1 protein-coding gene and 1 pseudogene are annotated in these 1,679 nt (G+C 58.0%); both read right to left on the bottom strand.

All coding sequences use genetic code 11. The features are described from left to right. Positions 1-69: 69 nt before the first annotated feature. Positions 70-369: pseudogene (locus ENZ75_RS31090) on the bottom strand (DUF1403 family protein); the annotation flags it as partial. Positions 370-1,360: 991 nt separating this feature from the next. Further along, on the bottom strand, positions 1,361-1,657 hold the full coding sequence (locus tag ENZ75_RS31085) for a hypothetical protein (protein ID WP_245481315.1): 297 nt from the start codon (positions 1,655-1,657) through the stop codon (positions 1,361-1,363). Between the last annotated feature and the right edge of the window lie 22 nt (positions 1,658-1,679).

The raw sequence follows: 1,679 nt of genomic DNA, 5'->3' as shown, positions 1-1,679 counted from the left end.
GCCTTGCGCGATGCCTGGCATTTGCGTCCCCTACGTGCTGACCCCGGTCCCGCAGGCGCCGTCTTTGGCGCCTGCGGGACCGGGGTCAGCACGTAGGGGACGCAAATGCCAGGCATCGCGCAAGGCGGCCGCATCCTCGGCGCGGCCGGCGAGCCGCATGCTGGAGGCGGCGCAGCGAACCGCCAGCCGCTGCCGCCAAGCGCCGGCCCAGGCTGCCTGCGCGCGGGCGAGCGTGTCGAGGGCACCCAGGGCGGCGCCGGCCCGGAAGGCGGCGTCGCCGTCACTCGGCGCGCCGGCGCTTGTGATCGCCCACGCGGGAACGGAGGGCGGCGCAGAGGAGCTGGCGGTCGCGGGATCGAGGCGAATCATAATTTGGAGAGTAAAGTGCCGGTGCGCTTTTCGCCATGATTTTCGTGCCAAAACGCACAGCCTGTCGGATCAGCACAACGACTGATAGTGTTGCATTATCAATCTCTTCACGAGTTCGTCCCTGCTAAGCCATTTGGCCAACAAGTAAGTCTCGACAGGGCACCTTTTTGCGCAGCCGGACGAAACTCCGTTCGGAAATGTGCCGGCTCGCGGCGTAGGAGCCTGCTCAGGTTCAGATGTCATGAAGGCATCTAACGCCCGATCTGCCGCGCAACTTCGGTCCCATATTCATTGCCGACGGGGTATCTGAGGGCGACGTTTTTTGCGGGTTTTTCCTGGTCGGCTTTGGAGGTGATGCTGGCGCCGATTGTCACAGGCTACTTCACTATCTGTTCCTTGACCGATGAGATCTTTTGCGCTGCGGCGCTCCCGTCTTTGCTGTGGGTCACCTTCTGACCCAAGCCCCAACGTACACACGCGGGAGTGTCCTACAAGCCATCGGTTTCGACAGATCGGATGGATTGGGCAGGCGAGCCCAAAAGCTGCGAGCTTAGAGCGGTTATAAATCGTAGTTGTAGCTGTGTAACAAACTGTGTAACAAAAAGCGCGAAAAGACTAGTATTTTCAGTATCATAGAGGTGAAAGGGAATCCCTCCCTCTCCGCCATCGATTTCCCATAACGGCCTGATTCGCAACGATTTTTCCGAATATCAGCTCTCTTTTGGTGCATTTCTTGGTACAAAGAGGCTTCCGCACAAGCCCCTATGGATCGACATCATAAGAACCTCGATCTTATCGTCTCAGCCGCCGCCACGATGCAGGAGGAGATAGAGAACATGTTCGGCTGCCTCCACCGCTTCGAGGAGAAACCAAGAAGCAGGTGAACGAAGTCTGCCGTGGTGATGCCAGGATGAAGATCAAGATTGATGCTGCGGGAAAGATTTAAGAGCCCCGCTTTGACAATCGTGACCGGCTTCCTTCGTCCTTCAATTCACTCCGCGTCAGGATTGTCGACAAGGCAGCCTGCACCATGGCATCCTTGGTAGTTGCCATGCACATCAAAGTTTGGCTCTCCCTGCCTGTCAAATTGCGGTCGGGTATCGATTGCCTGGTCAGGATTGTCGACCTTGCATCCCATGCCATGACAACCATTGTAGCTGCTATCGGGGCGGTAGTTACTCGTCGTGTGCCGTCGATTGTGATGATCGTCCGCCATCCCCTCGATCAGAGCGCCGAGAATAGCTCCGCCAACCACTGCGCCGACGTCATGACCGCGATGGTCATACATGCGGGCATTGGTCTCAAAGCTG

The sequence above is a fragment of the Mesorhizobium sp. M7A.F.Ca.CA.002.04.1.1 genome (genome assembly GCF_004022805.1).
Lineage (GTDB): Bacteria > Pseudomonadota > Alphaproteobacteria > Rhizobiales > Rhizobiaceae > Mesorhizobium > Mesorhizobium ciceri.
Note: the sequence above shows the minus strand (reverse complement) of the source record. Positions and strands in the feature narration are given on the sequence as shown.

Bases quoted from the DNA above. Each gene is read 5' to 3' on its own strand.
- ENZ75_RS31085 (WP_245481315.1), bottom strand. From the start codon at position 1,657: ATGTATGACCATCGCGGTCATGACGTCGGCGCAGTGGTTGGCGGAGCT.